Genomic DNA, 26778 nt, shown 5'->3' with positions numbered 1-26778 from the left:
TCAGGGAAGCACCGACTCGAAATCATCAATGGCCACGAACGGGTCGGTGTGTTCCCGTCTGGGCAGGCTGGAATCCGGGTGCAGGATGCTGACTGGCTGACTGATACCGTACAGTTTGGCGCTATGCAGTACCGGCAGGGAGTCGTCTACCAACAGTGCCCTGGCCGGGTCAAACGGCAGATGGCGCTGCAGATGCTGCCAGAATGCCTGGGCTTCCTTGGGGTGGCCGTAGTCATGGCTGGACACCAGTTCATGGAAATACTGGTCTATACCCGTCTGTGCCACCTTTACATCAAGGGCATCGCGGTGGGCATTGGTCACCATGATGACTTGCTTCCCGGAGTGCTGTAACCGCTGCAAGAAGGTCTCTGCACCGGGTCGCACCGATATGCGGTCACGGGCCTCGCGTTTCAAGCGGGCAATTTCCAGCCCCAGCTCTGCAGTCCAGAAATCCAGACAATACCAGTTGAGGGTGCCTTGATGGCTGGCAATCCAGTCATGAATAATGCTGTCGGCTTTTTCCTGTGTCAGGCCAAGCTGACGGGCATAGGCTTCGGGTACATGGCGCTGCCAGAACCAGTTGTCAAAGTGCAGGTCCAGCAGGGTGCCGTCCATATCCAGTAACACGGTGTCCACAGACTGCCAGTCAATCATGCAATTCCCGGTCGTTCAGGTTAGTCTTCGCTCTCCGGAAGAAAGCCCTTGATACAGGCACATTATGGATGAGAAGCCCGAAATTCTCGACACCCGTCTGGTGGCGAAAAGTCGCTTGTTCGGTATCGAAGAGCTGCATTTGCGTTTTCGCAATGGCGAGGAGCGCACCTATGAGCGTCTGCGTACCCCGCCGATTGCGGCGGTGATGATGGTGCCGTTGCTGGATAACGATACCGTGTTGCTGATCCGTGAGTATGGAGCAGGCACCGAAAGTTACGAGCTGACCTTGCCCAAAGGGGCCTTCGAGCACGGTGAAGACTGGCGCGAGGCGGCCAACCGGGAATTAAAGGAAGAGGCCGGTCACGGAGCCCACAAACTGACCCTGATGAAAGACATGACCTTGTCGCCCGGCTACATGGGGCACCGTATCAAGGTGGTATTGGCTGAAGACCTCTATGAAGAGACGCTGCCAGGTGATGAGCCTGAGCCGTTGGAGGTGGTGCCCTGGAAACTGTCTGAGCTTGATCAGTTGATTGAGCGCGATGATGTGACAGAGGCCAGGGTAATCGCGGCGTTGTTGATGACGAAGCGGTTGCTGGAGCAGAGATAGCGGCAAACCGCGGTGGTGTCAGCTGTGGGAGTTTGTCTGCGAGCGATTTAGTGACGAGTTCCGAGTAACGAGTTGCGAAAATCAAAATATTGAAAAACTTTCGTGTTTGGTTGGTCCGGGTTTTGCTCTTCGAAACTCGAAACTCGAAACTCGAAACTCGAAACTCGAAACTCGAAACTCGAAACTCGAAACTCGAAACTCGAAACTCGAAACTCGAAACTCGAAACTCGAAACTCGAAACTCGAAACTCGAAACTCGAAACTCGAAACTCGAAACTCGAAACTCGAAACTCGAAACTCGAAACTCGAAACTCGAAACTCGAAACTCGAAACTCGAAACTCGAAACTCGAAACTCGAAACTCGAAACTCGAAACTCGAAACTCGAAACTCGAAACTCGAAACTCGAAACTCGAAAATGAATAGTCATGGCGCCGTGTCGGGGTCATGAGGAAATTCGAACACAGGAATGATAGAAATGACCGACTTCAACACCCTGCTCAACCCTCTCGCCGAGATCGCCCGTGACGCGGGCAAGGCCATTCTGGACGTGTACGAGCGGGATGATCATGGGGTGGAAACCAAGGATGACAAATCTCCGATCACTGAAGCTGACAAGGCAGCGCATGACATTATTGAAGCCCGCCTAAAGGCGCTGACCCCGGATATCCCGGTGTACTCCGAGGAATCCGGTGATATCGCCTATGCCGATCGTAAGGACTGGCCTCAGTTCTGGTTGGTGGATCCGTTGGACGGTACCAAGGAATTTATCAAGCGTAACGGCGAGTTTACGGTGAACATTGCCTTGATTCAGGGCGACACCCCGGTGCTGGGTGTAGTGCATGTGCCGGTGACGGGTGTGACTTATCTGGGTGGCGAAGGTGTTGGGGCGTTCAAGGAAGTGGCTGGTGAGCGTCAGCCGATCCGCTGTCGCGAGCGCACCACTCCGGTGGTGATGGTGGCCAGTCGTAGCCATGGTGGTGAGGCAGTGGAAAAGCTGGAAGCATTTATCCGCGAAGAGATTGGTGAGGTAGAGCGGGCGTCCATGGGGTCTTCCCTGAAATTGTGCCTGGTAGCAGAAGGGAGTGCCGACATCTATCCGCGTCTGGCGCCTACCAGTGAGTGGGATACTGCGGCGGCCCATGCCGTTGTTACCGCTGCGGGTGGCGTGGTGACCAACACCGCGTTCGAGCCGCTGCAGTACAACAAGGAAGACATCCTTAACCCGTTCTTTTTGGTGCTGGGCCAGAGCGTAGAAGAATGGCGCTTTATCGCCCCGGCGATTGCCGGTTAAGACATTGTCACCACAGAGATCACTGAGCGCATAGTGAAAAAGCGTTGTGTTCCTTTTCTCGGTGAACTCTGTGGCCTCTGTGGTTAACCGTTCTGTCTGCCCTGAATATGGAGCAACCCATGAGTGAAATGCGCGAATTACGATTTGTCAGCGATGGCCAATCTTGCCGTGGTGATCTTTACCTGCCGGAAGGCGAGGGGCCTTTCCTGACGTTGGTCATGGCCCACGGGTTCGGTCTCACCAGGGAATGCGGGCTGGACCCGTTCCGGGATGCGTTTCTGGCGGCGGGCTATGCGGTGTTCCTGTTCGACTATCGTCATTTTGGTGAAAGCGAAGGGGTGCCGCGACAGGTGTTGTTGCCTAACCGCGAGGTCGCTGACTGGCAGGCTGCGTTGGCGTGTGTGCGCAAACAGCCTGAAGTGGATAACAACAAGATTGTTCTCTGGGGAACCTCGTTTTCCGGTGGTCTGGTCACGGTAGTCGCTGGCCGGGAAAAGGTGGCTGGAGTGATTTCCCAGTGCCCCATGATGGATGGTCTGGCGTCAGTGCTGGAGGTGGTACGTTACGCGGGTATCGGCCAGGCATTGAAAATGTCCGGCCTGGGATTGCTGGACCTGGCCAGCAGTGCGCTGGGTATGGGGGCCAAAACGCTGCCCTCGGCCGGGCATCCCGGTGAATTGGCGGCCATGTCCAGTGCGGATGCCTGGGATGGCTATACCGCATTGATGCCGGCACATGTACCCAACGAGGTAGCTGCCCGTATTGCCTTGGTGTTGCCGCTGTTCCGGCCGGTGGCCGTGGCCGGCAAGGTCACGTGTCCGGCTCTGATCCTGATCTGTGAAACGGATTCTGTGGCACCGGCCAGTGCGGCGGAAAAAGCAGCGGCGGCCATGGCCAATGCCACGGTCAAGCGCTATCCGGTGGGGCACTTTGATGTGTATCAGGGAGAGCCCCGCGAGATCAGTCTGGCAGATCAGCTGGCCTTCCTGGAGTCTTTGGCCTAAGCGGACTTTGCGGTGGTCGGTTGATCGACCACCGTTGGTGATTCTGCTTTCTAGAAGGGCATCAGGCCGTGCATGGCGAACTGTAGCTTGTCGGCAGACAGCATGATGCCTGCGGCAATCATGCCGAGATTGATACAGGGCAAGATCAGACCAATGGCGATCATATTGATGGCTGCAGGATGGCGGATGCGGCCTGTCCACAACAGCATGGCGAAGACCAGCGCGTACAGAAACGGTATGCCCAGCCAGGGATGGTCGCCCACGGTATAAAGTAAGTCGCTGAAGCCCTGCATGTGTTCCCCCTTCCTTATTATTCTTGATCTGGCGGGTATTGCTCAGAGGTTATCGGCCTCTCCCCCGAGAGGCCGACAGCAGTATGCATAATGTCAGATGGCGCCAGTGTGGCCGGAATCACAAAAAATCAAAACTTCTGCGAACTTGGTTCGAACGTGCATGAACGGGTATGAAAATAGTGGGCTATAAAGGCTGTTTTCATATGCGTGGTTGCGCATTGTGTGCCTGAGAGTGCTGATGGATGGCGAAGCTGGTTGAGCCAGGGGGAACATCCTGGGGGCTATCAGGTCTTGTCGGACAGCCGGAAGCGTTGGCATTTTCGGCTTAACGCTGCTCGCAGGCCTGAGTTTTCGCAGGCTGGGCCAGTTTTCCGGTCTGTAGCGGCAGTTTTTGCCGGCTCTGCGGCCAATAATCGGCCCATTCTGGGCTTTTACATACTCGTCGGTACGGCTATTCTCTCACTCAGTTAATTGTGCCATTGGCCAATGTCATTGTTTGCAGCTGAGACCAGGCAGCGTGCTGTCGGAGGTAGAGAATAATGTCCAATAACCATTTTGATGTGCTGATCATTGGGGCCGGTCTGTCCGGTATTGACGCTGCGGTTCACCTGAATCGCAAATGCCCCAACCATACCTATGCCATTCTTGAGCGCCGCGAGCGCATCGGTGGCACCTGGGATCTGTTTAAGTACCCGGGCATCCGTTCTGATTCCGACATGTTTACCCTTGGCTACAGCTTCAAGCCCTGGACCCAGTCCCGTGTACTGGCCGATGGCGCATCCATTCGTGAGTACGTGGAAGAAACCGCCAAGGAAAACGGGGTTACCCGCCATATCCGTTTTGGTCGCAAAGTCATGACGGCAAACTGGTCCAGTGCCGACAAGCGCTGGACGGTGGAAACCACCAATGAGAAAACCGGCGAGAAGGAATCCTTCTCTGCCAACTTCCTGTTCTCCTGTACTGGTTACTACAATTACGATCAGGGTTTCCGTCCGGACTTCCCCAACGAGGAAAGCTTCAAGGGTCAGATTATTCACCCGCAGCATTGGCCGGAAGACCTGCAGTATCAAGGCAAGAAAGTCGTAGTGATTGGTTCCGGCGCCACCGCCGTAACCCTGGTTCCTGCCATGGCGGCGAAAGGCGCTAAAGTCACTATGCTGCAGCGCTCGCCTACCTATGTAGCAACCGTTCCGGAAATGGATCCGATTTCTGCCGGGTTGCGTCGCTTCCTGCCGGAGATGGCGGTTTACCGTCTGGCTCGCGCCCGCAATATTGGTCTTCAGCGCATGGTCTTCAAGCTGGCCAAGCAGCGTCCAAAACTGGTGCGCCGTGCCTTGTTGGCCGCCGCGCGTCGTCAGCTGGGCGAAGATTACGATATGACCCATTTCCGTCCCAGCTACAATCCGTGGGATGAGCGTCTGTGTGCGGTGCCGAATGGTGATTTGTTCAAGAGCCTGCGCAAGGGTGAGTCCGAGGTGGTTACCGATCACATCGAGCGTTTCACCGAAAACGGTATTCTGCTGAAGTCCGGCAAGGAGCTGGAAGCGGATATCATCATTACGGCTACCGGTCTGAACATTCAGATGCTGGGTGGTATTCAGGGTACGGTTGATGGCAAGCCTGTGCAGCCAAGTGAGACCATGGTGTACAAGGGAGCGATGCTGAAAGATGTGCCCAATATGGCTATGATCTTCGGTTACACCAACTCCTCCTGGACCCTGAAAGCAGACCTGGTTTGTGAATATGTCTGTCGTGTGCTGAACCAGATGGAAAAATCCGGTGCTCAGGTTGTCACTCCCCGTGACCATGAAGGCTGTCAGGATGAGGGTAACTTCCTGGGGATGCAGTCAGGCTACATTCAGCGTGCCAACAACGAGCTGCCCCGTCAGGGCACCCGCGCGCCATGGCAGGTAGTGCAGAATTACTTCTACGATCTGCCCCGCCTGCGTTACGGCAGTGTGGAAGATGATGTGCTGGAGTTCAGTGATTTCCAGCCTGTCAAAAAGAAAGGTCTGGTGGCGTCACTGTTGGGAGCCTGATTGCGTCCCTGAAACGCACAAGCCGACCAATAAAAAACCGGGTACCGTAAGGCCCGGTTTTTTATTGCTTGTTGAAAACGCAAGGAGCGTAGAGATGTTTGCAAGGGGATTGCCTCGCTGGTTCTGGATACAGTGCGTATTGATTGTGCCAATGATCCTGGTGCTGGCCATACTGGATGCCGAGCTGAAAAACCCGCTGGTAGCAGGTGGTATCGTGGATTTCGAGTTCTGTGGTTGGCAGGGACAATGTGCTGCCATGCTGGCCAGCTGGAATGCCGCGCAGCGTGAGACACTGATGCTGCTGCAGGGCTTGGATTATCTGTTCTTGCTGCAGTATCCAGCGTTGTTGGTGACTGCCTGGCTGTGGGCCATGCCGATGGCGCGGCGCAGTCCTCTGCGATTCAAGGTGCTGGTGGGGCTCGCGTTGATTACTGCCTTCAGTGATGCAGTGGAAAACTTTGCCCTGATTCAGTTGGTGCGAGGAGCGCAGTGGGCATTGTGGGGCCAGGTGGCGAGCAGTGCAGCAGCGCTTAAATTCACGGTGCTGGCAGTGTTGATCCTGGGGGTTTTGGTGCAACTGACAGGGAGAGCGATGGCTCGCCTCAACGCTTCCCGGGAGGGCGCAGGGCATTAAGCAGGCGGCTGGGTAATCCGGCCGAACGAAGCAATGGCTGCACATGCATCAGGGTTTCATGGATGTCGTGTACATGGTCGTTGAGTAGATCCACATGGTCGGTGATGCCGTCCACGCGTACCGAAAGATCGGCGACCTGATCGGGTAGCGCATCCATGCGTTCAATGATGCGCATGATCCGGTGGGCCATGATCATGTATTCCAGGGCCGCGCGAATCACCGCCACAATCACCAGAAAAGCCAGTGGGGCAATCACGGCTGCGATAGCCCCGGCGAGCATGGAGAACCAGAAGCAAATCCCCACGATGCCTACCACGACGACCAGTGCCCCCAGAATCAGCAGAAGGTAGAACAGGGGCATCAACTGCATGGTCAGATAGCGGTTGAAACGCCAGTCGGCCAGATTCGGAATACGCCCCTTTGAGGGAGTGGGTTCCGGTGACGCGGGGTTGGGCGTTTTCATTGTGGCTCTCCCTGATCTTCGCCGGCGCGAATTATTTTACTGTGGCCAGGTTATGCTCCGTGTAGCTGGCCAGTACATCCCCGAACACCTCCGCCAATTCCTCGAAGCTTTGCATCGGCTCATCCTCACACAGGTGGCGTACTACGGTGAAGACGCCGCCATTGATATAGAAATAGGCCACGGTGGGGATGTTGGGTAGCTTGAGTAGCTCCGGATGGTGCATCAGGTACTGGGTAAAGAAGTCCATCAGCGCCCGGTTGATGGGCTCCTGGTAGATGACCATGTCCATGGAAAAAGCATGACGTGCGCACTTGAGGTAAAGCTGGTTGTTCTCCTCGAGAAACTCGCGAAATCTGAACAGCAGCATCTTGATGGCGTCACGGATATCCCGCTGTACCAGTTCGGGGACCAGTGGCTTGATCATGCCTACGGTATCTTCCACAAAACGGATGCTGGCAGCGTGGATAATCGCGTCCTTGTCCTCGAAGTATTCGTAGAGCGATCCCACCCCGATCCCTGCAATTTCAGCAATTTGCCGTGCCGTCAGGGCGGCAGGGCCATGCTCGGCTATGGCCATCATGGTGGCCTGGATGATCGCGTCTACGGTGGCTTTTGAGCGTTGTTGTTTGGGTTTTCTGGCCATGTGATATCCGAATTGAATCCGAACGAGCATTCGCTCTATTGTTACATCATGCAATGTGACATTAATTTGCCGGCATGTGCAAGGGGCGCCGGCAATTTCAGGAGCGCGAACGGATGTTCGGTAATAACAAAAAGCTGACAACACGAGCGTTTGCGGTGGTTACCGGCGCGGGCAGTGGCATTGGCCGGGCTTTTGCGGTGGAGCTGGCGCGGCGCGGTGGCGAAGTGCTGTGTTCGGATATTGACCTGGAAAGTGCGCAAGAAACCACCGACAGCATCAAGGCTGCGGGTGGCCGTGCCTGGGCGTTGAAGTGTGATGTGAGCGTCCGTTCGGATATGGAGGCGCTGGCCGAGCAGGCAGATGCCTTGCTCTCTGAACCGGTGAATCTGGTGATCAACAATGCCGGTGTGGGCGTAGGCGGCAAGAATATCGGCGACATTTCCCTGGAAGATTGGGAATGGACCATGGGCATCAACCTGTGGGGAGTGATCCACGGCTGTCATGTGTTTGCTCCTCGGCTCAAGAAGCTGGGCCGTGGCGGCATTATTAATGTGGCCTCCTCCGCCAGTTTTGCGGCTGCCCCGCTGATGGGGCCTTACAACGTGACCAAGGCGGGGGTGCTGGCGCTGTCAGAGACCCTGGCTGCAGAAACGGCGGGTACGGGGGTCAATGTCACCGTGCTGTGCCCCACAGTGGTCAACACCAATATTTTCACGTCCGGGCGGATCCATGGCGGGATCCCTCCGGTCTTGAACCGCCTCATCGAGTTGACCGGAGTGTCAGCCGATGGTGTGGCAAAAACGACCCTCAATGCGCTCGATCGCGGCCAGCTGCATGTGCTGCCGCAATTTGATGCGCGCATGATCTGGCGGGCCAAGCGTTTCCTGCCAGCCACTTATACCCGTGGTGCCGGGCTGCTCAGTCGCCTGGCCGCTGCGAAACTATAAAAAACCACCCGGAGACATACGCATGGCTTCCATCGATCTGGACAAAATGCTGGAAAAAATCAAAGGCACCCAGTGGGCCCTGTCGGATATTGACTGGGATGCACCCGGTGCGGAACTGATCACGGAAGAGCAGTGGCCCAAGCTGAAGGAATTCATGGCCGACCTGATGTGGATCGAGCATGTAGGTGCCCGCGCTTTCGCGGCGCTGGCCAAGAAAGCGCCTACCGACACGCTGCGTGAAATCTATTCCTATTTTCACGCGGAGGAACAACGCCATGCCAATGCGGAGATGGCGTTGATGCGTCGCTGGGGCATGCTGGAAGGTGATGAGATTCCAGAGCCCAACGTTAACCTGCGCATCATCATCGAGTGGCTGGATCGCTTTGCTGATGAGATGCCCGTGTACGTGCTGGGTACCGTGGTGCCCATGCTGGAGATCGCCCTGGACGGTGCCCTGTGTACCTTCCTGCTCGAGACCGTGAAAGACCCGGTTTGCCATCAGGCATTTGAAAAGATCAACGACGATGAGTCCCGCCATCTGGGCGTGGGCTTCACCGTGATGGAAATGCAGGGCCGTAGCGCGTCGTATATCAAGATGGTGCAGATGATGGCGCGAGTGATGGATCCTCGTCTGATTCTGGGTATCGCCTCTTATATGCCTTTGCTCAACAAGATGCGCGACAACGTGATTGCCATGGGGCTGCCGGAAGAAAAACTCTACAAGGCCATGCAGAAGTTTGAACGCATTGGTGGGCGAACCGAAGAAGGCCGCCGTAACCCCTGGTTCCAGTTGATCAAGCAGCACGGTCGCTGGGTGACCAATCGCAGCAACAAGATGTACCACGTGCCGGTGGATGCGCTGGTGAAAATCACCGGTATGGTGCCGCGCAATGCCTTGCCTGCGGTACCGTCCTGGGTGAAAGAGCTGACCTACGAACCCACAACGACACGTTAATCCGTTGTCCGCATGCCGCCCGGCCTGCGCCGGGCGACACGATCCTGTATTACGAGTTTGAACGCTATGAGTACGACCGAAAATTCCAAAAAGCCCGCGAAACCCAAGGCGCCACGCAAGAAGGCGGCAGCCGCACGCAAGACCTCCGCGCGCAAGGCTCCGACGAGCAAGAAGGCTGCTGAAAAAACCGTGTCGGCCCTGATTGTCGGCGCTGGCTTTGCCGGCTTGGGTATGGCTATTCGCCTCAAACAGGCGGGCATTGAAGATTTTATTATTCTGGAGCGCGGTAATGCGGTGGGAGGCACCTGGCGTGACAACCAGTACCCTGGGGCTGCCTGCGATATTCCGTCTAACCTGTATTCCTACTCCTTTGCGCCGAACCCAAACTGGTCACGCAGCTTCTCCGGCAGTGAAGAAATTCTCGACTACGTGCACCACCTGGTCGCTGAGTTTGGTTTGGAAAAGCATATCCGCTTCGAACAGAACGTAGCCGAGCTGCGCTTTGATGAGAAACAGGGAATCTGGACTGCGACCACAGACAAAGACGTCATCTTCACTGGCCGTGCAGCGGTGATGGCTCAGGGACCGCTGGCCAATTGCAGCTTTCCTGCGATTACCGGCATTGAGGATTTCAAAGGGAAAAAAATTCACAGTGCCCGCTGGGATCATGATTACGATTTTGCTGGCAAGAATGTGGCGGTGGTCGGCACCGGTGCCAGCGGGATCCAGATCATTCCCGAGCTGGTCAAAGTGGCCAAACACGTCAAGGTCTTCCAGCGGACACCGGGTTGGGTGATGCCGCGCCCGGATTTTTCCACCCCGGAATGGAACAAGCTGTTGTTCCGCAAACTGCCAGCCAGCCAACAGGCCATGCGTGAGCTGCTGTATTGGAGCCATGAAAGCATGGCGCTGGCCGTGATCTGGAATTCGCCGCTGACGCGAATTGCCGAGCGCATTGGCAAGTGGCATCTGCGCCGTCAGGTGAAAGACCGCTGGCTGCGTCGTCAGCTCACCCCGGATTTCACCATTGGCTGCAAGCGGGTGCTGGTGTCCAACGACTACTATCCGGCCTTGCAGAAAGACAATGCCAAGCTGATTACCTGGCCCATCGCCCGCATCAGTGAGAAAGGCATTCGCACAGTGGAAGGGATCGAACATCAGGTGGATTGCATCGTGTTTGCCACCGGCTTTGATGTGAGTCATTCCGGTACACCATTCCCGGTGGTGGGCCGTGACGGCCGTGTCATGGGGGATGACTGGAAACGTGGAGCTCAGGCATACAAGAGCATCAATGTGGCAGGTTACCCGAACCTGTTCCTGACCTTCGGACCCAACTCCGGCCCGGGTCACAACTCCGCCCTTGTCTATATGGAGTCGCAGCTGGAATACGCGCTGAAAGGCATCCGCAAGATTGTTGGAGAAGACCTGAAAGTGCTGGATGTGAGAGAAGACGCTCAGCAGCGTTTTAACAAAGGCATTCAAAAGCGACTCGCCAAGACCAACTGGAATTCCGGCTGTAAGAGCTGGTACCTCACCGAAGACGGCTTCAACGCCACCATGTACCCAGGCTTTGCTACCCAGTACGCGGCGCAGATGGCTGACTTCAAAGAGGACGATTACGAAACCGCCTGATGTGAATCAGGCTTGGTTTTGTCCGGTGAACGCGGGCCTGAAAAGGCCCGCGTTTTTTTATTTCGCCCTGCGGCGGCTACCTGTTTTGCGCCTCACGCAAGCCCACTGGGCTCCCTTCTGCCACTAAATCGTCAAATTTTCGTCGCCCTGACGACACAATGCCCTGCCCATACTGTCGCGCGCCCGTACCGGACCGAATGAACAGAAACTGATTGGGGATAACCATGCGACGTATCGTGATGCTGGGAGGCTGCCTGGCGATGGCAGCTGCCTTGAGCGCCTGTGGAGGCGACAAGAAAGAAGAAAATGCCAATGCTAATTTCAGCGTCAAGCTGAACTGGTTGGGTAGCTACAAGACCGGCATTCTGGATGAGTCCGCCGCGGAGATTCCCGCCTATGATGCGGCCAGCCAGCGTCTGTTCGTGGTGAATGCCGAAGCTGGTGAGCTTGACGTACTGGATATGAGTGACCCCGCCGTGCCGGTGAAAATCGGCAGCATCAATGTGTCCGCCATCGCAGCCGGTGCCGAGGTGAACAGCGTGGCGGTGCAGAATGGTCTGGTTGCCATCGCGGTGGAAGCTGACCCCAAAACGGACAATGGTTATGTGGCCCTGTATCAGGCGGCTGACCTGAGCCTGGTCAACAGCATCCAGGTGGGAGCCCAGCCGGACATGATTACCTTTACGCCCAATGGCGAAACGGTGATGACTGCCAACGAAGGCGAGCCCAGCGATGACTACAGCGTCGATCCGGAAGGCTCCATTAGCCTGGTGGATATTCGCGATCTGGAAAATTTGAGTGTGGCCACGGCCGATTTCGCTGCTTTTAATGCGCAGGCGGATAGTCTCAAGGCATCCGGTGTTCGCATCTACGGCCCCAATGCCAGCGTGGCCCAGGATCTGGAGCCGGAATACATAGCGGTATCTGCCAACAGCAAGACCGCGTGGGTGACCCTGCAGGAAAACAATGCCCTGGCCAAAGTGGATGTGGCGTCCGCCACGGTCACCGACATCCTGCCGCTGGGTGAAATTGATCGCAGCGTGGAAGGCTTTGGTATCGATGCCAGCGATGACGATGAGGTCATCAACATCAGAACCTGGCCCGGTGTGGTCGGTCAGTATCAGCCAGATGCGATTCATGCCTATCAGCTGGCTGGTAAAACCTTGCTGGTCACCGCCAATGAGGGTGATGCCCGTGCCTGGGGTGAAGACAACGATTTGTACTGGGGCGAAGAAGCGGATGATGAAGTGGATCCGCCGGTGCTGTGTGAGCCTGATGCCAGTCAGGGTTTCGTCGAAGAATTCCGCGTGAAGCATCTTGTGCATGCCAGCGGCTTCGACCGTCGTTGTGGCGATGATCTGCCGCCACAACTGGCGGCACTGGGCGAAGGTGCTTTACTCGACCCGACCGTTTTCGGTTATTGCGGGGCGGTTGCCGGCGACCCCGGCGATTGTCGTGAAGATGATGTGCTCGGTCGTTTGAACATCACCTGGACCGTAGGTTACAAGACCGGTGGTAATGGTGACCCGGTGATGTACACCGATGCGGGTGTGGAAGATGCCGCGGGAACCCACATCATGTACGACAAGCTCTACAGCTATGGTGGTCGTTCTTTCTCCATCTGGGATGAAGATGGCAATCAGATTTTCGACAGTGGTGATGCCATTGAACAGTTCCTCGCCAGCGATGACTGCAAGCTGGGCACTGACCGTGCTATTCCGTGTGCCGATTACTTCAACAGCGGCCACGATGAAGGCGATGCCATGGATAGCCGCAGCGATGCGAAAGGGCCGGAGCCGGAGGGGCTGACCATTGGCCGCATTCAGGGCGATACCTTCCTGTTCCTGGGGCTGGAGCGCATGGGTGGGATCCTGGTTTACAACATTACTGATCCCCGCGAGCCGGAGTTCGAGGATTACCTGAATAGCCGAAACACCTGGGATGTGGACCCGGAAGCCGGCAACCTGGATGGCTACGGTGATCTGGGGCCGGAGGGGCTGGTCTTCATCAGCGGTGAAGATTCACCCACTGGTGAGCCGCTGCTGGTCGTGGGCCATGAAGTGAGTGGTTCTACCGCCGTGTATGAAGTGCAGATCTCAAAAGAGTAAGACTGTGAATCCGCGCCGACGCAGTGGGAATGCTTCTGCTCGGTGGCGGATTGGCGGGGAAGGTGGGTTGCCCGGAGGTCAGAAATCTGACGTCCGAGCAACCCAAATCACCCAGGACATCATTGCTGTGGGAGCTGTGGTTCCACTGCGATGCTTGTGACCTGGTTTTCAGTCTTTAGCGTCAGACGTCCGACCATTCTTTCTTTCATCACGACTTGGCTTTCTGCTTCGCTTCAAACGCAGCCATCTGCTCCGGTGTGGCCGGCGGCTGAAACTTGTCCTTCCACTCGCTGTAAGGCATGCCATATACCCACTCACGAGCTTGCTCGTAATCCAGCTCTACATTCTGCTCACTGGCCGCAGCGGACAACCACTTCGACAGACAGTTACGACAGAAATCCGCGAGGATCATCAGGTCGATGTTCTGCACGTCCTTGTTTTCATCCAGATGCTGCAGCAAACGGCGAAAGGCGGCCGCTTCCAATTCGGTTCGTGTTGCCTTGTCGATGTCGGTCATGGGGGTCTCCTTTTCGCGGACGTTTACTGCCTTGCGATCTTGTAGCTCCTACAGCTGGATTAATCCGATCGTCAGCCGTCTACGTCAATGCTGCGCAGATAGTCATCATAGCTGCCGCTGAAGTCACGAATCCCGTCCGGGGTGATCTCCAGAATCCGGGTGGCCAGGGAGCTGACGAATTCGCGGTCGTGGCTGACGAAGATCAGGGTGCCCGGATAGTTTTCCAGTGCCAGGTTGAGTGACTCGATAGATTCCATGTCCAGGTGGTTGGTGGGTTCGTCCAGCAACAGCACATTGGGCTTGGTCAGCGTCAGCTTGCCGAACAGCATGCGTCCCTGTTCGCCACCGGAAATCACCTTCACGGATTTCTTCACTTCATCGTTGGAGAACAGCATACGACCGAGGGCGGCACGGACAACCTGCTCACCATCAGCAGTCCACTGGGCCATCCAGTCGAACAGGATCAGGTCTTCTTCGAAATCATGACTGTGATCCTGGGCAAAGTAGCCGAGCTCTGCCGCTTCCGCCCACTTCACGTTACCGTTGTCAGCTTGCAGATCACCGGCCAGACAGCGCAGCAGGGTGGTTTTGCCGATGCCGTTGGGGCCGATGATCGCCACTCGCTCGCCAGCCTCGATCTGCATGTCCAGGTTTTGGAACAGGGTGAGATCATCATAGCCTTTGCTCAGGCTTTCCAGCGTTACAGCCTGGCGGTGCAGTTTCTTGGTTTGCTCAAAGCGGATATAAGGACTAACCCGGCTGGAAGGTTTCACTTCCTCCAGCTGGATCTTGTCGATCTGCTTGGCACGGCTGGTGGCCTGTTTGGCCTTGGAGGCGTTGGCCGAGAAGCGGCTGACAAAGCTTTGCAGTTCGGCGATCTCTTTCTTCTTCTTGGCGTTGTCGGCGTAGAGACGTTCCCGTGCCGCGGTGGCGGCGGTCATGTACTCATCGTAGTTACCTGGGAACAGGCGCAGCTCGCCATAATCCAGATCCGCCATGTGGGTGCAGACACTATTCAGGAAGTGACGGTCATGGGAAATGATGATCATGGTGCTGGAGCGCGCCACAAGAATATTTTCCAGCCAGCGGATGGTGTGGATATCCAGATGGTTAGTGGGCTCGTCCAGCAGCAGGATATCCGGATCGGAAAACAGGGCCTGTGCCAGCAGTACTCGCAGCTTCCATCCCGGCGCAACCTCGGACATGGGGCCATTATGTTGCTCCTCGGGGATGCCCAGGCCCAGCAGCAGGTCACCGGCGCGGGCTTCGGCGGTATAGCCGTCCATTTCGGCGAACTGCATTTCCAGTTCGGCCACCCGCATGCCATCTTCTTCGCTCATTTCCGCCAGGCCATAGATGCGATCGCGCTCGGCCTTAACCTCGGCGAGTTCGGCATGACCCATGATCACGGTATCGAGCACGGTGTGCTCTTCGAAGGCGAACTGGTCCTGGCGCAGTTTACCGAGCCGTTCGTTGGGGGTAATCATCACCTGCCCGCTGCTGGGTTGCAGCTCGCCACCGAGAATCTTCATGAAGGTGGACTTGCCGCAGCCGTTAGCCCCAATGAGGCCGTAGCGGTTGCCGTTGCCGAATTTGACAGAAACGTTTTCAAACAGCGGCTTGGCACCGAACTGCATGGTGATGTTGGCGGTAGAGATCAAGGGAGTGTCCTGTAGCGAAAAGCGGTGCGGCAAGCTGGGTGCCGCAGCGAGCATGGAAAAAGTGGCGGCATTGTACCGGTTCGTGTCGCAAAACGCAGTCCCGCCGGGCGGTTCAGGTCGAGAGGTCGACTTGCGCGCAACCGTGAGTATCATGGCGATTCTGTCTACCTGTCCGGATTGCTGCCATGTATGAGCTGACTGTCACTCCTCGCTTCTATGAAACCGATGCCTTTGGGCATGTGAACAACACCGTGGTGACGGGCTGGTTCGAAACCGGGCGCAGCCCCCTGTTTCAGCTGTTTGCGGCTGGTCAGCAGAATCCGGCTGAGCTACCGCTGATCCTGGCGCGGGTGGAAGTGGATTTTGTCGGGCAGATTTACTACGGCAGCGATGTGCTGATTCGTACCGGGATCGAGCGTATTGGCAACAGCTCTTTCGTTGTGGCCCAGCAAGCCTGGCAGAACGGCAAACTGGTGGCCCGAGGCAAGGCGGTGCAAGTGTATTTCGAGCACGACAAACAAGCCTCCTCGCCAATTCCCGAGCGCTTCCGGGCTGAGTTGGAGCGCAATCTTGGCGAGTTGCCGGAGTAAAAGCAGCTGCCAGCTTTGAGCTACGAGCTGCGAGGAAAGTCAAAAGCCCTGGGGGTGAGGCTGCAGAGGCAAGGCTATTGCCCTGTCTTTGTGGGAGTGGGCGTTTGCTATGCCCTGTGGGTGCGACCACGATGGCGCGTAGCGCCCTGTCGGGATCGCGGTGGAACCACCGCTCCCACAGAGGGGGTGTGGCGATGCCCTGGAAATATCAGATTTTGAATTTGGCGTCAGTCGTCAGTCGTCAGTCGTCAGACTTCCGACGTCAGGCCACCTTCATTCCAACAGCATCATGGCGTCTTGACGTTATCTGGTTACACTAGTGGCTCGTTCAAGCATCTACCTCAGTGAGAGAACCGGATGGCCTACAAGGGACAACCCAATTTCGACCATCGTCAGCCTCGCCGCATCGGCGTGCTGATCACCAATCTTGGCACCCCGGATGCCCCCGAAACCGGCGCTCTGCGCCGCTACCTGCGCGAGTTTCTGTCAGACCCGCGAGTGGTAGAGGTGCCGCGTTTTATCTGGTTCTTCATTCTTAAAGTGATTTTGTTGATTCGTCCGCCACGCTCTGCCCACGCCTACAAGAGGGTATGGACGGAGGAGGGCTCTCCGTTGCTGGTGCACAGCGAAAATCAGCTCAAGGGCATTCGTGAGCGCTTGCAGAAAACCTGCGGCGATGATGTGGTGGTGAAGCTGGGCATGCGTTACGGGAACCCCTCCATCGCCAGTCAGCTGCAGGAAATGGAAGACGAAGGTGTACGCCAGTTGTTGGTGTTGCCGCTGTACCCTCAGTATTCCGGTTCCACGAATGGCTCCACCTTTGATGCGCTGGCAAAGGATTTCACCCAGCGCCGCTGGATTCCGGACCTGCGTTTCATCAGCCATTACCCGGATTATCCGCCCTATATCCAGGCCATGGCCGAGCATATCCGCGCTTTTCGAGAGAATAATGGTAGTGCTGACAAGTTGATCTTCAGCTATCACGGCGTCCCCAAACGCTACCTGCTGAATGGCGACCCCTATTTCTGCGAGTGCCACAAAACCTCGCGCTTGCTGGCAGCCGCACTGGGTCTTAGCGACGAACAGTGGATGACCACCTTCCAGTCCCGCTTTGGTCGTGAAGAATGGTTGCAGCCCTACATGGATGCGACAATGAAGTCGCTGCCTGGCGATGGGGTGAAATCCGTGCAGGTGTTCTGTCCCGGTTTTTCTGCCGATTGCCTGGAAACCATCGAGGAAATCGATATGGAAAACCGTGGTTATTTCGAGCAGGCCGGCGGCGAGTCCTTTGCCTATATTCCGGCGCTCAATGCCGAGCCCGTGCACCTGGATGCTTTAACCCAGCTGATCAGTGAGAACCTGCAGGGCTGGGAAGGTGGGGATAATGCAGGCTCCACCCTGGAGGCTCGTGCAGCAAGGGCTGAGAGGCTGAGGTGACGCTGCCAGCGATAAGTTGTTGAAACGCCCGCATATGCGGGCGTTTTTCGTTATATCCCCAATATGGGGGATGCGGAGCCTGTTGGGCCCTTTGTAGCATGGCTCAGACATATTGATAACTGACGTATGGGGGCAACATGAACAGAATAATTGCGGGAATGACGCAGGGCTGGGACGTGCTCATGATGATAATGCTCTGTATGGGCATATCCGGAGTGGCGAATGCAGATCGCGCAGGGCGATGCATCATGGATGATCGTTTCTTTGTCCAAACCCAGACAACAGTGGGAAGCCGGCCATTTGCCGCGGCTGTTGAGCCTTCAGATAGTGACAGCGGTGCTTCGCGTAGTGAAATGTGCTCCTGCGCAAAGGCAATCGCATGGACCTTGCTGCAGGAATACAACGAACAGTACCCGGCAGCGCATCTTCGCGGTGTTGAGCGGGGAGGATGCCAGTCCTACGGTGACGGCGGTCAAATCTACAAGCTGTATTGGCGGCAATGATTGATCGCCTGCAATCAAAATAAGCGGCCTGTTGATGGCTTGCTCTGTGATGAATGAAAGGGGTACGAGGAATGCGAAATTTAGCCAGAAGTGTGGTGGGGTGCAGTCTGATGGCCTGTGCTGTCATTGCTCAGGCAGGTGACAGTGGCTACCTGTTCTGTGAAGCAGAATACCGATCCTATGATGACGACCGCTTTGAGGTCTACATCTCCAATGTGTTTCGTGTTTCATCTATCTATGACAGTGAAGTCAGCGATAGCTACGGGGACTTCATCGAGTCGCGATACTCTCCTTCAGGCACGATTTACGATGTGACTTGCGAGTACTACCTGGAAGACACCAGGCGTGATGCTGAAGATGAAAGAAGCGATGCGATTGCGAATTGGGGTGACCGTGACTTTGATGTGCACAGGGTTCGCTGGAGCTACTGATTCATAGCTTCTTGGGGGAGATGCCAGTTGCGAGAATGATAGTGAGGCCGCTACGGCTAGAGGAAAGAGCAATGAAGTTATTCTGGATGATGTTGATACCGTTGGGGTTGGTTTCCAATGCCATGGCCTCTCCATACTACCTTCAGTGTGAGGCAATTGGTTATGCCTACAGCTATGAAAAGAAAGTGTTTTATGAATCCACCAAGGTCGGCTTTCACTATCAATCGAATAGTGGCTGTCAACTGGATAGTGGGCGCACCCATGCGAAGAATGAATGGCACTCTTATTTCAGTAGTGAGGTGCCTGAATATTTCAAGTACACCCTGGGTGTGAAGTCTGATTGTGAGTGCCATGATAATCCGCCTTCGGGGGTGGCAAGGAGTCATCAGGATTTCAAAAGAGATTTCGTGAGGAAGGGGTTCTCGGTAAAGCGCTTGTATGGTTTTGATCCTGAAGACAGCGATTTTTGAACATCAGGGTTGAGTGAAAGGTTGGTAAAGGGGAACGGGAAGATGAGGGTCGCATTTCTTGTTATCGCGATAGGATTTCTGCTGTCAGGTTGTGGAACCATCAATGCAGGACGTCCAAGCTATATGACGGACCGTGTTTACGAAAAAAGCAGGTACTATGGCGATGCGACGTCTCCTGCCAAGTTCTCACACTACGATATGAATGTGAGCTACGAGATATCCGATGGAGACCTTGAGGTAAAGGTGGATCCTTTTGAGGTTTACACCCAGGAAAAGGCGCTTTATGCCGTCAAGGTTGAGGAGTCTTATGAGCGAAGAGGGCCAATTCGTTATAGTCCTCCGCTGTGCGTTTTTAGTGTTGTCACCGTGTTCCCCGTTTTGTTTGCGACCTTTGATCGTCAAATTGCCGATGATTTGCAGGAGCGGTGCTACAAAGTGTACGAATGGGATAAGAAAACAAAGCCGTTGCCGGATGAGAGTCTGGGCGTACAAACGGTGAAGTTTAAGGGGCGGAATTATCGAGACGCAGAGGGATCCCTGATTTTTCATATGATTGTGAATGGGAAAACTGTCAGCAAAATGGGGCTGACGGGTTTTAAAGGTGCTGAGAGAAAAGGTCCGTATTCATGGACAGTGAATGACTGGGTTGATTTTTCAGGGATTGATGAGGGTGACGCTTTATCAGGATCGGTTCTAAATATAAGAAATGGCGTCTATTTAGGTAAAGGGTTCAAGATTGGTAAAGAGGAAACGGAAACGCTGGTCTACAGGAGTAAGTACGATGGGGCTTTCCGGTTGCGATATACCTGCAGACTTTGTAACGCCAATCTGACAGATAATTTCTATACTGATCAGGAGGTGATTATTTGGAGGACCAATATATTTAATTATAAAGGTAGAGGTTCTCTGGATTTTGTTGCCTCATGCATTGAAAAACGTTTTGATCATCTAAGGCATGGTGCTGTGTCGGTGGAGGATGCAGATGCCCCTGATGATGTATATAAAGATTACCAATATTTGAGCGATCACTATGTCATGGTTCGTGGTGCCCGAACCCCGCGCGAACCTGATATTGATGATATTCGATCCTGTATCAGAGAGAGGGGTTATTCAGACCTGGAAATTACGGAGACTTGATAAGCTCATTTTCGCTGAGTAAAGCGATTGACAGCCTTTAACATGACGCCCGCATTTGCGGGCGTTTTAATATCTATCCCCTATTTGGGTGATGTGGAGGCGTCGCTTCATGATTAAAGTGGTTAAGAAAACGGGGGAGATCTGGGGGCGTGGAAAGTGAGCGGGCGGTGGAAGAAAAATTGATTCATAAAATAGAGCGCGCTTTGTGGCATGAATGCATACAGGAAGGGGCTGCCCGGGTGGATATTCCCCGGCCGGAATATGATGCCATGCTGCTATTGGATACGAATAAAAATGTGTTGTTCTGGTCTTCCGGGGTAGAGGCAGCATTGTCTCATTCTGAAGAGGTAAAGCTGGAGGAGGGAGGTTTGCGACTGCGGAACGCCAAGAGGCAGCGTGAACTGGATGCCCTGATTGAAAACTGCTTTTTGCGAAATACAGCAGGTTTTGTCTCCCTTGTGGGAGGCGATAAAAGCGTATTCCGACTACTTGTCAGTACTGTGCAGACGAGGGATAAGCATTTTTCTCTCTGCCATGGACTGGTAGCGATTTTTCTTTTGGCAGGAAGCCGTGAAACGTGTGATGACGCTGGGCTGATCAGTCCCCGGTTTGGTTTGACGGAATCAGAGGAAAGGGTGGCGAACCTGATTTCCCAAGGGTATCGCCCGGCAGATATTGCCAATGTGATGGCATTGTCGGTGCATACCGTCCGGCACCATATAAAGAAAATCTATCGGAAAACGGGCGTTCATTCCCAGGCCCAGCTGACAGCACTGGTTCTGAAACATTCTTCGTGAGCTAGCTTGAGCACCTGTTCTCGCTCTCCTTTCTGCGATTGATTCCGTCCTCGTTATTATTTTGAAGGATAAGCTTTTTTCTCCCCAACATGGGGGATGTGAGGCTTATTGCCCTTCATTAGTCTGGTTCTGTTTCTGAGGCTAAGAACTGGAGGGATTATGAAATCATTCAAGTATGGTGCTCTGTCATTGGCGGTCATGTTGGCCGCATGTGGAGGGGATAGTTCTTCGTCCGGTGGGACGGGAGGGGGCTCATCTCAGACGCCTTCAGATGTTGGTGTGTTTACTGACAGTGCCGTGGCAGGGATCAACTACAGCACCGCACCGGGCGGGAAGAGTGGAAAGACCAATGGGCTTGGTGAATATCGCTATGTGGAAGGTGACACCGTTACGTTCACTATTGGTGGAACTACCTTGCCTCCGGTCGCGGCGACGGGGCGTGTGACGCCAGCAGACATGTCATCTGACCCAGATGCAGTAACCAATGTGTTGCAGTTGCTACAGACACTGGATGAGGATGGTGATCCGGACAATGGCATTACTATCAATGATGCAGCTCATAATGTCTTGGCCGGTGTGGCGTTGGACGTGACAGGGCAGTCTGGAGACTTTGATGCTCAGGCAGAAGCCGCCATTGGCCGAGCGTTAGTATCTGAGCAGGCGGCCAATGAACATTTTTATGATTCTCAAAAGGCAGACCTTCGCGGCAGTTGGGTTTTTGTTGAGCCGGAGGGTGAGAGCAGCAATGGTCTTGGGCCTGAGGGGGAAGAGATCAATGTGATTACTTTCCTGGACGGGCAGCGTTATGTGGTCGCCCACAAGTATGGCAATGATAATCAGGGCCCCGCTACGGCGGAGTGGGGGTTTTACAGCTGGGACCCTGCCTCTGGGCAGCTGGATACGGAAGTGTCATTCCAGTCCGATGGTGATGGAGGGCTTGGCACAGGAACTGATACATTGAGGCTGGTGGGGGATGAGCTGCATCTCGGCAGCGAGGAAGGGGCACAGACGCCTTTCGTGGCGGTGAAGAGTTCCGCTAATCCTTATGTTGGTTCCTGGTATCTTCCCGAACCAGAAGGATTCAATGTACTGACCATTCTGGATGGTAGCAATTATGTGATTGCTCACTCCAATAACACTGAAGCCTATGATGGTGAGGCGGTTGCGGTTTCCTCTGAATGGGGCACATACAGTATTGGTGCTGGCCAGTTTCAGGTTACTGGCAACGTCACTGAAACGGATGGCCCGGGTGGTTTTTTTGATGCCGGAGAAGGCGTTGTTGCCAGTGTGGAAGCTACGCTTTACGGCGACCTTTTGATGGCAATTTCGCCTGAGGAGAATGTGGAGTTCGTCCGTGTTGGCCGTTTCCCGGTAGAACTGAAGGATCTCTCCGGCAAGACAAGCACGGTTGCCGTAGAGCGCTTGCTCGAAGATGGATTCCCGGACGATGGCGGCAGTTTCGGTTTTGTATTTGAGATGGTCGGTGAAGACCTGGACGGTGATGGCGACGCCGACAAGAGTTCCGTTTTCCTGAATGGTGATGGTAGTGGTACTTTGACCTTTGCGTTGGGGACGGAGGATGAAGAAGACTCCATGATTAATGCGCCCTGGGATATCCTGCAGAGTGGCACGCTCTCCTTCACTGAGACTATCCCCGGGGACCAGAGCACGGGATCCTGGAAGTTTGCATTGGTGAAGGGTGGAGAGGGGCCAAGAGCATTGGTCGATTTCCGTCATATCAATGGCGGAACGCATAACCTGCTAGGGTTCTTTATGAGCGATCTTGCGCCTGGTGATTAATCGACGGTCTTGCAATGACAGAAAAAACGAGCCCGGCTGGGCTCGTTTTTTTGTTGTTCTTCCTGGGTGAATGAGTGTCTGGGGATAGTAGAGTTACTGTGTCAGATGCCGGATCAACTCGTCGGTAAATTCAGTGGTGCTGGCGCGGCCTCCCAGATCGGGTGTGACCACCTCGCCCTTGCCGACGACATCGCGCACGGTGTCGCGGAGCCGCTTCGCCTTGTCATGCAGTTCCATGTAATCGAGCATCATGGCTCCGGCCAGAATGATGGCGGTGGGATTGGCAATGCCTTTACCGGCGATGTCCGGCGCGCTGCCATGGACGGCTTCGAACAGGCCGCCGTGCTCACCGATGTTGGCTCCAGGTGCCACTCCCAGCCCGCCGATCAGGCCCGCACAGAGGTCGGAGAGAATGTCGCCGAACAGGTTGGTGGTGACGATCACATCGAAGCGGTGTGGATTCATGGCCAGCTGCATAGCCGTGGCATCCACGATCATTTCTTCGTGTTCCAGTTGTGGATAGTCCTCGCGTACCTTGCGGGCGACGTCCAGAAACAGGCCGGAAGTGGATTTCATGATATTGGCTTTGTGCACCACAGTGACTTTCTTGCGGCCCTGCTTCACGGCGGTTTCGTAGGCAAAGCGAAGTAGGCGCTCTGATTCGGTGCGTGTAATGCGGCTGCGTAACTCGGCGGTCTCGCCATCGTCGCTGACGGTCTGGCCAAGTCCGGAGTAGATGCCCTCGATATTTTCCCGGATGGTGATGATGTCCACGTTGTCGTAGCGAGACTTCACTCCGGGGATGGACAGGGCGGGGCGTACGTTGGCAAAAAGATCAAACGTTTTGCGCAGGGTTACGTTCACGGAGGTAAAGCCACCTCCCACGGGGGTGGTGATTGGCCCCTTGAGTGCCAAGCGGTTGCGCTTGAGTGTGGCCAGGGTGTCTTCGGGCACCAGATCAAGCCCTTGATCAAGCGCGGTTTGCCCTGCAATGGCGTACTCAAATTCGAGGCCGCAATCGAGCGCCTTTAGTACCCGGACGGTGGCATCCACAATGTCCGGCCCGATGCCATCGCCTGGAATTACGGTAACGGTGTTGTCGTTCATACTGCCTCCTGCTTGAGCAATCACTGCGGATGAATTCAATGGGGCTTCCCATTTTGCCTGCCGCTGCCCGCAAAATGAATGCCGACCAAGGTCGATGTGGCTATTGGTATGGCGGAAACAAACAAAGGGCTACGGAGACTCAGAAATGTGGTCCGGGGCCTTCTTCGCTGAGGGTGTCGTAGGGATTGCGCAACCGGCAAGCCTTGATGGATAGGCATCCGCAACCAATGCAGTCGCTAAGCTGGTTTCGCAACATGGTCAGTTGTTCGATACGCTCATCAAGCTGTTCACGCCACCTTGCTGACAGGCGTTTCCAGTCACGTGCAGTAGGCGAGCGGCCATCGGGTAGTGCGGACAGCGCATCGGTAATTTCTGCGAGCGGAATGCCGATGCGCTGGGCGACCTTGATGACTGCAACCCTGCGCAGAATATCCCGCTGATAACGTCGCTGGTTGCCGGCGGTACGCCAGCTCTTGATTAACCCTTTTTTCTCGTAGAAGTGCAGGGTGGAGACCGCGACACCGCTGCGTTCCGCGACCTCACCAACGGTAAGTGCCTTGTCGATATCGGCAGCATTGATCAGAGTCATAGCCAGTTCCTGAATTGATCTCAAGTTTACTTGAGGTTCTACACTGGGCGTCATCATCAGGTCAAGAAAGGAGAAGATTATGTCGGTGGGAAAAGACAAAAGCGTGAAGCCGGGGGCGATGCGCCTGGCGCTACTGATCGGCAGTACTCGTGAAGGGCGATTTGCGGACAAGGTTGTTCGCTGGGCCAAAGACGGTATTGGCCGGCATCCTGCCTTTGATCTGGATGTGATTGACCCGAGAGGCTTTGCCCTGCCTGCGCATTTTCCTTCTGGTGTCCATGAAGGTCTTGAAAAAATACAGCGGCGGCTTGAGCTGGCGGATGCCATCCTGGTCGTCACCCCGGAGTACAATCACAGCTTCCCGGCGGCACTCAAGCAGGTGATTGATGTCACAGGCGAAGCATGGCAGGCCAAACCGGCGGCGTTTATCAGTTATGGTGGTGTGTCAGGTGGGTTGCGGGCGGTGGAGCAGTTGCGTCTGGTATTGGCAGAGTTGCATACAGTGACTCTGCGCAAGGTAGTGAGCTTCATGAACGCCTGGGAGCTGTTTGACGAGCAGGAAGGCTTGCTGGAGCCCTTGCGGGCGGAACGAAGTCTGAAGCAGCAGCTGGATCAATTGTCATGGTGGGCCAGGGTGCTCAGGCTGGGACGTGCGCAGTGGCCTTACCTGTCGGTCTCTTGAGGTTGCTGTCAGGCATAATGACAAACAAAGCGGATGAAGTGGCAGGTTGAGGAGAGTGAAGTGAGTGCGGTGATATCGGTACAGGGTTTGAACAAAGTCTATGACTCCGGGTTTCAAGCCCTCAAGGGCGTGGATCTGGAGATTCAGTCAGGGGAAATCTTTGCCCTGCTTGGTCCAAATGGCGCTGGCAAGACGACGCTGATCAGCATTATCTGCGGCATCGTCAATCCAACTTCCGGTACGGTGTTGGCGGATGGTCATGACATTATCAAGGCTTACCGTGAAGCGCGCAGTGCTATTGGGCTGGTGCCTCAGGAACTGGCGACTGACTCCTTCGAGACGGTCTGGGCCACGGTGAGTTTCAGTCGCGGTCTGTTTGGCAAGCCCCGCAATGATGCCCATATTGAAAAAGTGCTGAAGTCTTTGTCTCTATGGGACAAGAAGGACAACAAGATCATGATGTTGTCAGGAGGAATGAAACGACGTGTCATGATCGCCAAGGCATTGTCCCATGAGCCCAAGATTCTGTTTCTGGATGAACCTACCGCTGGCGTGGATGTGGAGCTGCGTCGGGAAATGTGGGAAATGGTTCGTCAATTGCGGGAGCAAGGCGTCACCATCATTCTGACCACCCACTATATTGAAGAAGCCGAGGAGATGGCGGACCGGGTTGGTATTATCCGTAAGGGCGAGATCATCCTGGTGGACAGGAAGGAGCGACTGATGCAGCAGCTGGGGCGTAAACAACTGACGGTTCATCTTGCCGAACCCATGCAGATCCTGCCAGCTGAGCTGCAAGGCCTGTCACTGGAACTGGCAGATGAGGGCTATTCTCTGGTTTATACCTATGATGCCAATCAGGAAAGCACTGGTATCGCGGAGCTATTGCGACAACTTAATGACGTGGGTATTGAGTTCAAGGATCTGCACTCACGGCAAAGCTCTCTGGAAGACATTTTTGTGGATCTGGTGCATAACGGCCAGCCGTCCCAGCTTGAGGAGGTGGCGGGATGAAACTGAATATTTACTCTATCCGCGCCATCTACAAGTTTGAGATGGCCCGCACCTGGCGCACGCTGATGCAAAGTGTGGCCTCTCCGGTGATCTCCACTTCGCTGTACTTTGTCGTGTTTGGTTCGGCGATAGGTTCGCGCATGGTGGAGATTGATGGCATCAGCTATGGCGCTTTCATCATTCCGGGGTTGATCATGCTGTCGTTAATGACGCAGAGCATTTCCAATGCGTCATTCGGCATTTATATGCCAACGTTCTCCGGGACCATTTATGAGGTGCTATCCGCACCGGTTTCCTATGTCGAGATCGTGATCGGTTATGTGGGAGCAGCTGCTACCAAATCCACTATTCTGGGCATACTGATACTGGTGACGGCCCGATTGTTTGTGGATTATCAGATTGAGCATCCGCTATTGATGATCAGTTTTCTGCTGCTGACGGCGATTACATTCAGCCTGTTTGGTTTTCTGATCGGGATTTGGGCGGATACGTTCGAGAAGTTGCAGATTATCCCGTTAATGATCATTACACCGTTGGCGTTCCTGGGAGGGAGCTTTTACTCCATCGACATGCTTCCTGCCTTCTGGCAAACGGTTACCTTGTTTAATCCGGTGGTTTATCTGATCAGCGGGTTCCGCTACAGCTTCTTTGGCTCAGCGGATGTTCATATCGGCATCAGCCTGGGCATGACATTGCTTTTCCTGGCGGTGTGCATGGGGTTGGTTTGGTGGATATTTCGGACGGGATATCGGCTTAAGAGTTAATAATGA

28 protein-coding genes are annotated in these 26778 nt (G+C 55.0%); 20 read left to right on the top strand and 8 right to left on the bottom strand.

The annotated features are described in order from the left end of the window. Complete coding sequence (yrfG, locus tag Y5S_RS08600) at positions 1-654, bottom strand: GMP/IMP nucleotidase (RefSeq protein ID WP_035232209.1); 654 nt, start codon at positions 652-654, stop codon at positions 1-3. 64 nt (positions 655-718) lie between these two features. Here yrfG and nudE point away from each other — a divergent pair, with 64 nt between their 5' ends. The 3 genes from nudE to Y5S_RS08585 all read left to right on the top strand — a co-directional run bounded on the left by nudE (position 719) and on the right by Y5S_RS08585 (position 3559). Beyond that, positions 719-1264 (top strand): ADP compounds hydrolase NudE, encoded by a 546-nt coding sequence (gene nudE / locus Y5S_RS08595; protein WP_035232207.1) that lies wholly within the window; start codon positions 719-721, stop codon positions 1262-1264. A gap of 475 nt (positions 1265-1739) precedes the next feature. Next, positions 1740-2555 carry a 3'(2'),5'-bisphosphate nucleotidase CysQ gene (gene cysQ / locus Y5S_RS08590; protein WP_035232205.1) on the top strand — a complete coding sequence of 272 codons (816 nt, stop codon included), beginning with the start codon at positions 1740-1742 and terminating at the stop codon, positions 2553-2555. Between the two features lie 119 nt (positions 2556-2674). Next, positions 2675-3559 carry an alpha/beta hydrolase gene (locus Y5S_RS08585; protein WP_035232201.1) on the top strand — a complete coding sequence of 295 codons (885 nt, stop codon included), beginning with the start codon at positions 2675-2677 and terminating at the stop codon, positions 3557-3559. Between the two features lie 50 nt (positions 3560-3609). Here Y5S_RS08585 and Y5S_RS08580 read toward each other — a convergent pair whose 3' ends face one another. Next, positions 3610-3852, bottom strand: coding sequence for a hypothetical protein (locus Y5S_RS08580; protein ID WP_035232199.1), 243 nt, complete (start codon positions 3850-3852; stop codon positions 3610-3612). 539 nt (positions 3853-4391) lie between these two features. Here Y5S_RS08580 and Y5S_RS08575 point away from each other — a divergent pair. Together Y5S_RS08575 and Y5S_RS08570 are read left to right on the top strand one after the other, a co-directional pair. Continuing rightward, positions 4392-5891 carry a flavin-containing monooxygenase gene (locus Y5S_RS08575; protein ID WP_035232197.1) on the top strand — a complete coding sequence of 500 codons (1500 nt, stop codon included), beginning with the start codon at positions 4392-4394 and terminating at the stop codon, positions 5889-5891. A gap of 94 nt (positions 5892-5985) precedes the next feature. Next, positions 5986-6525, top strand: a complete 540-nt coding sequence (locus tag Y5S_RS08570; protein WP_156107662.1) for a hypothetical protein — start codon at positions 5986-5988, stop codon at positions 6523-6525. Here the strand turns inward: Y5S_RS08570 and Y5S_RS08565 are convergent. Together Y5S_RS08565 and Y5S_RS08560 are read right to left on the bottom strand one after the other, a co-directional pair. Next, a complete protein-coding gene (locus Y5S_RS08565; RefSeq protein ID WP_035232194.1) occupies positions 6494-6988 on the bottom strand; it encodes a DUF4282 domain-containing protein in 495 nt (164 codons plus the stop codon). The two genes, Y5S_RS08570 and Y5S_RS08565, sit on opposite strands and share 32 nt — an antisense overlap. A 31-nt stretch (positions 6989-7019) precedes the next feature. Next, positions 7020-7631: a TetR/AcrR family transcriptional regulator gene (locus Y5S_RS08560; RefSeq protein ID WP_035232192.1), complete on the bottom strand. Its 612-nt coding sequence runs from the start codon at positions 7629-7631 to the stop codon at positions 7020-7022. 113 nt (positions 7632-7744) lie between these two features. Here Y5S_RS08560 and Y5S_RS08555 point away from each other — a divergent pair, with 113 nt between their 5' ends. The 4 genes from Y5S_RS08555 to Y5S_RS08540 all read left to right on the top strand — a co-directional run bounded on the left by Y5S_RS08555 (position 7745) and on the right by Y5S_RS08540 (position 13273). Next, the gene (locus Y5S_RS08555) at positions 7745-8578 is read left to right on the top strand and encodes an SDR family NAD(P)-dependent oxidoreductase (protein WP_035232190.1); all 834 of its coding nucleotides are present in this window, start codon (positions 7745-7747) and stop codon (positions 8576-8578) included. Positions 8579-8600: 22 nt separating this feature from the next. Beyond that, entirely contained in the window at positions 8601-9533 is a 933-nt protein-coding gene (locus Y5S_RS08550) for a ferritin family protein (protein WP_035232189.1), read from the top strand. A gap of 66 nt (positions 9534-9599) precedes the next feature. Beyond that, positions 9600-11165, top strand: a complete 1566-nt coding sequence (locus Y5S_RS08545; RefSeq protein WP_052041476.1) for a flavin-containing monooxygenase — start codon at positions 9600-9602, stop codon at positions 11163-11165. A 224-nt stretch (positions 11166-11389) separates the two neighbouring features. Then, positions 11390-13273 carry a choice-of-anchor I family protein gene (locus Y5S_RS08540; RefSeq protein ID WP_035232187.1) on the top strand — a complete coding sequence of 628 codons (1884 nt, stop codon included), beginning with the start codon at positions 11390-11392 and terminating at the stop codon, positions 13271-13273. Positions 13274-13481: 208 nt separating this feature from the next. On the opposite strand, the gene Y5S_RS08535 is transcribed toward Y5S_RS08540, so the two are convergent. Both Y5S_RS08535 and Y5S_RS08530 read right to left on the bottom strand, forming a co-directional pair. Further along, positions 13482-13790, bottom strand: coding sequence for a DUF1244 domain-containing protein (locus Y5S_RS08535; RefSeq protein ID WP_035232185.1), 309 nt, complete (start codon positions 13788-13790; stop codon positions 13482-13484). Between the two features lie 71 nt (positions 13791-13861). Continuing rightward, a complete protein-coding gene (locus tag Y5S_RS08530) occupies positions 13862-15451 on the bottom strand; it encodes an ABC-F family ATPase (protein ID WP_035232183.1) in 1590 nt (529 codons plus the stop codon). Positions 15452-15636: 185 nt separating this feature from the next. Between Y5S_RS08530 and Y5S_RS08525 the strand changes: the two genes are divergently transcribed. The 8 genes from Y5S_RS08525 to Y5S_RS19130 all read left to right on the top strand — a co-directional run bounded on the left by Y5S_RS08525 (position 15637) and on the right by Y5S_RS19130 (position 22616). Next, positions 15637-16041 carry an acyl-CoA thioesterase gene (locus tag Y5S_RS08525; protein ID WP_035232180.1) on the top strand — a complete coding sequence of 135 codons (405 nt, stop codon included), beginning with the start codon at positions 15637-15639 and terminating at the stop codon, positions 16039-16041. Between the two features lie 357 nt (positions 16042-16398). Next, a complete protein-coding gene (hemH, locus tag Y5S_RS08520) occupies positions 16399-17478 on the top strand; it encodes a ferrochelatase (protein WP_035232178.1) in 1080 nt (359 codons plus the stop codon). 137 nt (positions 17479-17615) lie between these two features. Continuing rightward, entirely contained in the window at positions 17616-17981 is a 366-nt protein-coding gene (locus tag Y5S_RS08515) for a hypothetical protein (RefSeq protein WP_035232175.1), read from the top strand. Between the two features lie 71 nt (positions 17982-18052). After that, entirely contained in the window at positions 18053-18412 is a 360-nt protein-coding gene (locus Y5S_RS08510; protein ID WP_035232173.1) for a hypothetical protein, read from the top strand. Between the two features lie 71 nt (positions 18413-18483). Then, positions 18484-18882 carry a hypothetical protein gene (locus Y5S_RS08505; protein ID WP_035232171.1) on the top strand — a complete coding sequence of 133 codons (399 nt, stop codon included), beginning with the start codon at positions 18484-18486 and terminating at the stop codon, positions 18880-18882. Between the two features lie 42 nt (positions 18883-18924). Next, positions 18925-20019 (top strand): hypothetical protein, encoded by a 1095-nt coding sequence (locus Y5S_RS08500; protein WP_035232169.1) that lies wholly within the window; start codon positions 18925-18927, stop codon positions 20017-20019. A 149-nt stretch (positions 20020-20168) separates the two neighbouring features. After that, positions 20169-20816, top strand: a complete 648-nt coding sequence (locus Y5S_RS08495; protein WP_035232168.1) for a helix-turn-helix transcriptional regulator — start codon at positions 20169-20171, stop codon at positions 20814-20816. A gap of 159 nt (positions 20817-20975) precedes the next feature. Beyond that, a complete protein-coding gene (locus tag Y5S_RS19130) occupies positions 20976-22616 on the top strand; it encodes a hypothetical protein (RefSeq protein WP_156107661.1) in 1641 nt (546 codons plus the stop codon). Positions 22617-22709: 93 nt separating this feature from the next. Here the strand turns inward: Y5S_RS19130 and Y5S_RS08485 are convergent, their stop codons facing one another. Further along, complete coding sequence (locus Y5S_RS08485; RefSeq protein ID WP_035232167.1) at positions 22710-23723, bottom strand: isocitrate dehydrogenase; 1014 nt, start codon at positions 23721-23723, stop codon at positions 22710-22712. 139 nt (positions 23724-23862) lie between these two features. Next, entirely contained in the window at positions 23863-24312 is a 450-nt protein-coding gene (gene soxR, locus Y5S_RS08480) for a redox-sensitive transcriptional activator SoxR (RefSeq protein WP_156107659.1), read from the bottom strand. A gap of 79 nt (positions 24313-24391) precedes the next feature. On the opposite strand from soxR, the gene Y5S_RS08475 reads away from it, so the two are divergent. Genes Y5S_RS08475 through Y5S_RS08465 form a run of 3 tightly spaced genes read left to right on the top strand, consistent with a single transcriptional unit; the run spans position 24392 to position 26772 of the window. Beyond that, positions 24392-24994, top strand: a complete 603-nt coding sequence (locus Y5S_RS08475; RefSeq protein WP_197055117.1) for an NADPH-dependent FMN reductase — start codon at positions 24392-24394, stop codon at positions 24992-24994. Between the two features lie 60 nt (positions 24995-25054). Continuing rightward, positions 25055-26008 carry an ABC transporter ATP-binding protein gene (locus Y5S_RS08470; protein ID WP_197055116.1) on the top strand — a complete coding sequence of 318 codons (954 nt, stop codon included), beginning with the start codon at positions 25055-25057 and terminating at the stop codon, positions 26006-26008. Positions 26009-26010: 2 nt separating this feature from the next. Beyond that, a complete protein-coding gene (locus Y5S_RS08465; RefSeq protein ID WP_035232245.1) occupies positions 26011-26772 on the top strand; it encodes an ABC transporter permease in 762 nt (253 codons plus the stop codon). Positions 26773-26778 lie beyond the last annotated feature (6 nt).

The sequence above is a fragment of the Alcanivorax nanhaiticus genome (assembly GCF_000756665.1).
GTDB lineage: Bacteria > Pseudomonadota > Gammaproteobacteria > Pseudomonadales > Alcanivoracaceae > Alcanivorax > Alcanivorax nanhaiticus.
The sequence above is the reverse complement of the archived record's forward strand: the minus strand, read 5'-3'. Positions and strand labels throughout refer to the sequence as shown.

What these genes read in the sequence shown, in the direction of transcription:
- cysQ (WP_035232205.1), top strand. Translation starts at nt 1,740, where the DNA reads ATGACCGACTTCAACACCCTGCTCAACCCTCTCGCCGAGATCGCCCGT.
- Y5S_RS08545 (WP_052041476.1), top strand. Translation starts at nt 9,600, where the DNA reads ATGAGTACGACCGAAAATTCCAAAAAGCCCGCGAAACCCAAGGCGCCA.
- nudE (WP_035232207.1), top strand. Translation starts at nt 719, where the DNA reads ATGGATGAGAAGCCCGAAATTCTCGACACCCGTCTGGTGGCGAAAAGT.
- Y5S_RS19130 (WP_156107661.1), top strand. Translation starts at nt 20,976, where the DNA reads ATGAAATCATTCAAGTATGGTGCTCTGTCATTGGCGGTCATGTTGGCC.
- Y5S_RS08505 (WP_035232171.1), top strand. Translation starts at nt 18,484, where the DNA reads ATGAAGTTATTCTGGATGATGTTGATACCGTTGGGGTTGGTTTCCAAT.
- Y5S_RS08510 (WP_035232173.1), top strand. Translation starts at nt 18,053, where the DNA reads ATGCGAAATTTAGCCAGAAGTGTGGTGGGGTGCAGTCTGATGGCCTGT.
- Y5S_RS08525 (WP_035232180.1), top strand. Translation starts at nt 15,637, where the DNA reads ATGTATGAGCTGACTGTCACTCCTCGCTTCTATGAAACCGATGCCTTT.
- yrfG (WP_035232209.1), bottom strand. Translation starts at nt 654, where the DNA reads ATGATTGACTGGCAGTCTGTGGACACCGTGTTACTGGATATGGACGGC.
- Y5S_RS08585 (WP_035232201.1), top strand. Translation starts at nt 2,675, where the DNA reads ATGAGTGAAATGCGCGAATTACGATTTGTCAGCGATGGCCAATCTTGC.
- Y5S_RS08555 (WP_035232190.1), top strand. Translation starts at nt 7,745, where the DNA reads ATGTTCGGTAATAACAAAAAGCTGACAACACGAGCGTTTGCGGTGGTT.
- Y5S_RS08500 (WP_035232169.1), top strand. Translation starts at nt 18,925, where the DNA reads ATGAGGGTCGCATTTCTTGTTATCGCGATAGGATTTCTGCTGTCAGGT.
- Y5S_RS08570 (WP_156107662.1), top strand. Translation starts at nt 5,986, where the DNA reads ATGTTTGCAAGGGGATTGCCTCGCTGGTTCTGGATACAGTGCGTATTG.
- Y5S_RS08475 (WP_197055117.1), top strand. Translation starts at nt 24,392, where the DNA reads ATGTCGGTGGGAAAAGACAAAAGCGTGAAGCCGGGGGCGATGCGCCTG.
- Y5S_RS08575 (WP_035232197.1), top strand. Translation starts at nt 4,392, where the DNA reads ATGTCCAATAACCATTTTGATGTGCTGATCATTGGGGCCGGTCTGTCC.
- Y5S_RS08565 (WP_035232194.1), bottom strand. Translation starts at nt 6,988, where the DNA reads ATGAAAACGCCCAACCCCGCGTCACCGGAACCCACTCCCTCAAAGGGG.
- Y5S_RS08580 (WP_035232199.1), bottom strand. Translation starts at nt 3,852, where the DNA reads ATGCAGGGCTTCAGCGACTTACTTTATACCGTGGGCGACCATCCCTGG.
- Y5S_RS08485 (WP_035232167.1), bottom strand. Translation starts at nt 23,723, where the DNA reads ATGAACGACAACACCGTTACCGTAATTCCAGGCGATGGCATCGGGCCG.
- Y5S_RS08540 (WP_035232187.1), top strand. Translation starts at nt 11,390, where the DNA reads ATGCGACGTATCGTGATGCTGGGAGGCTGCCTGGCGATGGCAGCTGCC.
- Y5S_RS08535 (WP_035232185.1), bottom strand. Translation starts at nt 13,790, where the DNA reads ATGACCGACATCGACAAGGCAACACGAACCGAATTGGAAGCGGCCGCC.
- hemH (WP_035232178.1), top strand. Translation starts at nt 16,399, where the DNA reads ATGGCCTACAAGGGACAACCCAATTTCGACCATCGTCAGCCTCGCCGC.
- Y5S_RS08550 (WP_035232189.1), top strand. Translation starts at nt 8,601, where the DNA reads ATGGCTTCCATCGATCTGGACAAAATGCTGGAAAAAATCAAAGGCACC.
- Y5S_RS08560 (WP_035232192.1), bottom strand. Translation starts at nt 7,631, where the DNA reads ATGGCCAGAAAACCCAAACAACAACGCTCAAAAGCCACCGTAGACGCG.
- Y5S_RS08515 (WP_035232175.1), top strand. Translation starts at nt 17,616, where the DNA reads ATGAACAGAATAATTGCGGGAATGACGCAGGGCTGGGACGTGCTCATG.
- soxR (WP_156107659.1), bottom strand. Translation starts at nt 24,312, where the DNA reads ATGACTCTGATCAATGCTGCCGATATCGACAAGGCACTTACCGTTGGT.